The 4945-nt window shown below is 48.6% G+C and carries 4 protein-coding genes; 1 reads left to right on the top strand and 3 read right to left on the bottom strand.

Annotated elements, in window-relative coordinates:
• The 3 genes from Q0294_RS02500 to Q0294_RS02490 all read right to left on the bottom strand — a co-directional run.
• On the bottom strand, positions 1 to 147 hold a 147-nt coding region (locus Q0294_RS02500; protein WP_299460591.1), incomplete at its 3' end, for a uroporphyrinogen decarboxylase family protein.
• A gap of 125 nt (positions 148 to 272) precedes the next feature.
• Positions 273 to 1103 (bottom strand): uroporphyrinogen-III synthase, encoded by an 831-nt coding sequence (locus Q0294_RS02495; protein ID WP_299460589.1) that lies wholly within the window; start codon positions 1101 to 1103, stop codon positions 273 to 275.
• A gap of 154 nt (positions 1104 to 1257) precedes the next feature.
• Positions 1258 to 2229, bottom strand: a complete 972-nt coding sequence (locus Q0294_RS02490) for a hypothetical protein (RefSeq protein WP_299460587.1) — start codon at positions 2227 to 2229, stop codon at positions 1258 to 1260.
• Positions 2230 to 2641: 412 nt separating this feature from the next.
• Between Q0294_RS02490 and glgB the strand changes: the two genes are divergently transcribed.
• Positions 2642 to 4660 carry a 1,4-alpha-glucan branching protein GlgB gene (gene glgB, locus Q0294_RS02485; protein WP_299460585.1) on the top strand — a complete coding sequence of 673 codons (2019 nt, stop codon included), beginning with the start codon at positions 2642 to 2644 and terminating at the stop codon, positions 4658 to 4660.
• The last annotated feature ends 285 nt before the right edge of the window (positions 4661 to 4945 follow it).

Genomic DNA, 4945 nt, shown 5'->3' with positions numbered 1-4945 from the left:
TTTACTGCGGACGGCCATGTATTCGGGCAGATATCGGCCCGCCTGTCGCATGATCCAGACGGGTGTTGTATCCACAGGTTCGCGGCGGACCGCTTTCATAAAACGACTATTCTGATAGTTGGCGCTCTCAGCCACTTGAGAATTCATTTTCAGCTCTTTCAAGTACGATTATCTAATTGATTGGCAGTAAAAATTATTTTAGCAGCTATCAAAGCTAACCGAAATTCCGACAGGGCAGGATTCCCGGAAACAACCGGATTCAGGGGATGAACTCAGCGTTTTTTTGCCAGAATTTCAGGGGCTGCCTGCAAGGCATCTTTGACAAGGGGGCCCATTTTGGGGGGGCTGGATTCAAAGTCGACAGAAAGTCCGGCCTGTTGTAATGCTTCCGAACAGGCAGGTCCCACGGAGGCAAGCATGGTTTTTCCTGCGGCCTGCATCCAGTCGTCTTTTACATTTTCTTCTTCTGCAATCTGGAGTACGTGTACGATCTGTTGTGCGCTGGTAAACATTAAAACGTCGAAGTCGCCTTGAATCGTCGCGTGCACCGCTTTCCGCAGGCCGCTGGTATCTTCCGGTAAGGCCCAGCGGTAAACGGCGATCGGCAGGACCTGCGCGCCGCGCTGGCGGAGTTCATCATAAAACTCTTCGACCGGCTTTCCATATTCCTGCACCATAATATGTTTACCCGTAACCGAAAATTTCTGTTGATCCCAGACAGTAATGATTTCATGCCAGGTATTGGGCTCGGGAGCCGAATAATGAATGGGGACTTCCCAGTTTCGCAGAACAACCGTCGGCTTCGGCCCGCGCACCGTGACGATGATTTTTTTGAGCGCTTTCAGAAACTGTTCACGCGGAAAATATAATTCCGCCGCTTCGAGCAGGGCGGTCGCACCAACGCCCGTCAGAAATACAATCACGTCAATTTCATCGCGGAATAATTTTTCGCAGAACGTTTTTACCTGCTCATTATTTTCCAGCGGAATTTCATCCATGGAATGGACGAGCGTGGGTATTGCCTGATTTCGCTCAATCAAGGTCTGCATCGCCTCGCTTTTACGACTTTCGAAACTGCAGACGCGTAATCCGGGATTATTCATAGAGCATCTATTACCATTGCCAGGAGATCAGAAGTAAACGAGACTTCATTATAGGAAGCTGCCGAAATCCAGAGAATAGTCGCAGGCAGCATTTATTTTAGAGAACGTTTATTTCAGAGTTCTCCCCTGTGGGAAGAGTCAGGTCCGTCTACTTTTAACGCTTTGAATTGACGCGAAAACCTGTGAGCCAATTCTGAAAATCAGCATCAACTTCAGACAGATCGTCCACGTTCAGCAACTGCTGTAATGTTAGCTTGCCGGTTTGATCGGTCTCCTGATTCGTACGCAGTTTCCGATAAAAGGGAGACAGGAGTCGTTTCTGCTGAAGATAAAGGCAGAAATAACGGGAGTATGCGTAGGTGAGTGCCTCCCGTTCCTTGCTGATTCTGGTCTGTTGAACCAGTGCGTTTAAGTCGGGCAGCTGATTCCGGTCCAAAGCAGACAGCAGTAATTGCACCCGCCAGTTTGAGATGCCCACCAGTTGATTCTGCTCATCTGAAAATTCACACTGCTCATGTAAAGAGGCCAGCCCTTCATCGAACCATTCCGGCATGCCGGGAAAATCAACCCGCGCCAGAGCGTGTGTGAGTTCGTGCCCCAAAGTCCCGCTCCCGGTCGTCAGGTTGAGCACGATCCGCATCTCATTGGCCTGGAAGTATCCGTAATACAAACCCGTTTTTCTCCGATCGAGATCGTGAGCCACCTGCTGATATCGTTCCTGGCTGGAGAGGGCGATGATGGTAATCGGCCGATCCGGTGGAGAATCAAAATAGGAAACGTTCAAGGCATATTGTGTCGGCAGGATGGTTTTTCGATAAAGCGCGTCTAAGGTGTCATGTTCGTAATCGCCGATCAGGACGTAGGGCGTTTTGACCATCACGTTGATCGGAATCGAAATGCGTTGCTGCATTACTTTTGCCTGTGCTTCACATTCGGCCTGCAGCAGAGATTTCGGCGGCGGCGTCTTGATCTGCGGCGGTGATTTGTACATTTCCGGTGGTGCACTGAGACGGACCGCATTCGACGAAGCTCTCCCTTCCTGAGCTTCAGAGAAGATCAGAAAATAAAAGCCTGCCATCAGGACCAATGGTCCGACGATCAACAGAGCACTTCGATGAATGGACAAAACAGAACCTTTAACCACACTGATTCCCAACCAGATTATCTGCGTCAGGATCAGAAGTATTGGTTTACAAGAAATGACGACACTGAATTATAGTTTGCTGCAACTCGTGCCACTTGAGTAAAGCTTGACGAAATTCCAGATTTCAACCATGTTGCGGGACTTCTGAGTGCTTCATCCCCCCAGACCGCCGTTATTTGCGCAGCCATAACAACAGGCATGACTGGTACAGCTTAACTATTGCCTCTTCAGACAGACGAAAATCGGGCTGGACTGCAGGAACTGTTCGAGACTGAAAAACCGCATTAAGGATGGGTAACAATCTGGTCGAAATCTAGTTATAATAGGCTTGCTGATTATGATGATTTTGAAGCTCGCAGATTCATATAAACTGACGGTGAAATAAATAACTTAAATGAGTCAATCCCCTCATTTCGAAACGGGCCGCAATCGACCGACTGACCTTTGGCGTACGCAGAGTCAAAAACACAAGACCCAGGTCTGTCGCGCATTATTTACACCCGCAGAACTTCACGCACTAAAGACAGGAATGCACTGTACTATGTATCAATCAATGGGAGCACACCTTGACGAAGTTAACGGCATCAAGGGAACTCGATTTGCCGTCTGGGCACCCAATGCACAAGAAGTCTGTATCATTTGCGACAGCAATCACTGGAAACACGGTGAGAACTATCTGAATTCCAGTGATGCCGGTGTCTGGTCCGGATTCATTCCGAAAATTTCTGAAGGCGAAGCCTACAAATTCAGCTTGCGCGGCGAAAACGGGGAGTATTTCGAAAAAAGCGATCCCTACGCGTTCTATTCAGAACTGCGTCCCAAAACGGCGTCGATCGTTTATAATCTCGAAAACTTTCCCTGGCAGGATTCAGCATGGCTCAAAAAACGGGAAGAAACCGACTGGCATAACCAGCCGATGGCGATTTATGAAGTTCACCTGGGCTCCTGGAAACGCCCGAAAGATGGCCGCCAGTTTTTTACCTATCGTGAACTCGCCAAACAACTGATCGAATATGTGCAGCAAATGGGTTATACCCATATTCAATTGATGCCGATTACAGAGCATCCGTTCGATGGTTCCTGGGGCTATCAGACCACAGGTTATTTTTCGCCGACAAGTCGTTTTGGCACCCCGCATGACCTGATGTATTTCGTCGATTACTGCCACCAGGCGGGGATCGGAGTGCTGTTTGACTGGGTTCCCGGCCATTTTCCTACGGACGGGCACTCCCTGGGACGCTTTGATGGAACCTGTCTGTACGAGCATGAAGACCCGCGGAAAGGTTTTCACCCGGACTGGGGCACCTATATCTTCAACTACGGCCGAAATGAAATCCGTGACTTTTTATTATCGAGTGCGCATTTCTGGATTGATAAATATCACTTTGATGGGCTGCGCGTCGACGCCGTCGCCTCGATGCTCTACCTGGACTACTCACGCGAGGAAGGGGAATGGTTGCCCAACCCGAGCGGGGGACGGGAAAATCTGGAAGCGATCCAATTCCTGAAAGACGCCAATATCAGCCTGCATGGAGCGTATCCCGGAATTCTGACCATCGCGGAAGAATCCACATCCTGGGGCGGCGTGTCTCATCCGGTCTACAATGGTGGATTAGGATTCAATATGAAATGGGATATGGGCTGGATGAATGATACGCTCCGCTATATGCATTTCGACCCGATCTATCGCTCACACCACCAGGGCGAACTCTCCTTCAGAATGATTTACGCATTCACGGAAAACTTTGTCTTGCCATTATCTCATGACGAAGTTGTTCACGGCAAACGGTCTTTACTGTCACAAATGCCCGGTGATATGTGGCAACAGTTTGCCAACCTGAGGCTGCTGTACGGCTACCAATATACCATGCCCGGGAAAAAACTGCTGTTCATGGGAGGCGAACTGGCTCAATGGCATGAATGGAATCACGATAATGAACTTGACTGGAAGCTGATCGGGCATGAAAAACATGACGGAATCCGTCGATTGATCGGCGACTTGAACCACCTGTATCGATCAGAAAAATCCCTCTACGAAACAGATTTCACGCCTGAAGGATTTTCGTGGATCCAGTGCGACGATTCCAAAAACAGTGTTTTTGCGTTTCGAAGAAATTCCACCGGCGGCAATGAGCATGTGATTGTCATTGGAAATTTTACTCCGGTACCACGAGACGGGTATCGGATTGGTGTCCCCAAACCCGGTTTTTACCACGAAATTATTAACAGTGATGCCAAAATCTATGGTGGTTCCAATATCGGAAATGCAGGGGGCGTGTACAGCGAAAAGATTAAGAGCCACGGCATGGATCACAGTATCACTTTGAATCTGCCGCCGTTGGGTCTCCTGATTATGAAACCGGTTTCTGCGAATAAGAAACTTGATCAGGAAAAAAAGAGCACCACCGCTTAGGGGTTGCTGAAGAACGAAAGTGAACTTTCTCTACGGAAAAGACTGGTAAATCCCTAAAGATCATTTTAAGATAGATTTATCAGTTTTGTTCGATTGCGTTCAAAACTAAAAAAAGGACGCCGCTGAGTGTATAGGCGCTCGCCCAAACAGTCCCGACAAGGGAAGGTTCGGCTATACTCCCCAGCAGCGTATCCTTTGGTGAAGTTCATTTCAGATAAAGAACGTTGCTCATTGTTCTCCTCTGTTATTTGTTACTTAAGCAAACGTCGTACCAGCTTAAGCCTC

Source organism: uncultured Gimesia sp., from assembly GCF_937919775.1.
GTDB lineage: Bacteria > Planctomycetota > Planctomycetia > Planctomycetales > Planctomycetaceae > Gimesia.
Note: the sequence above shows the minus strand (reverse complement) of the source record. Positions and strands in the feature narration are given on the sequence as shown.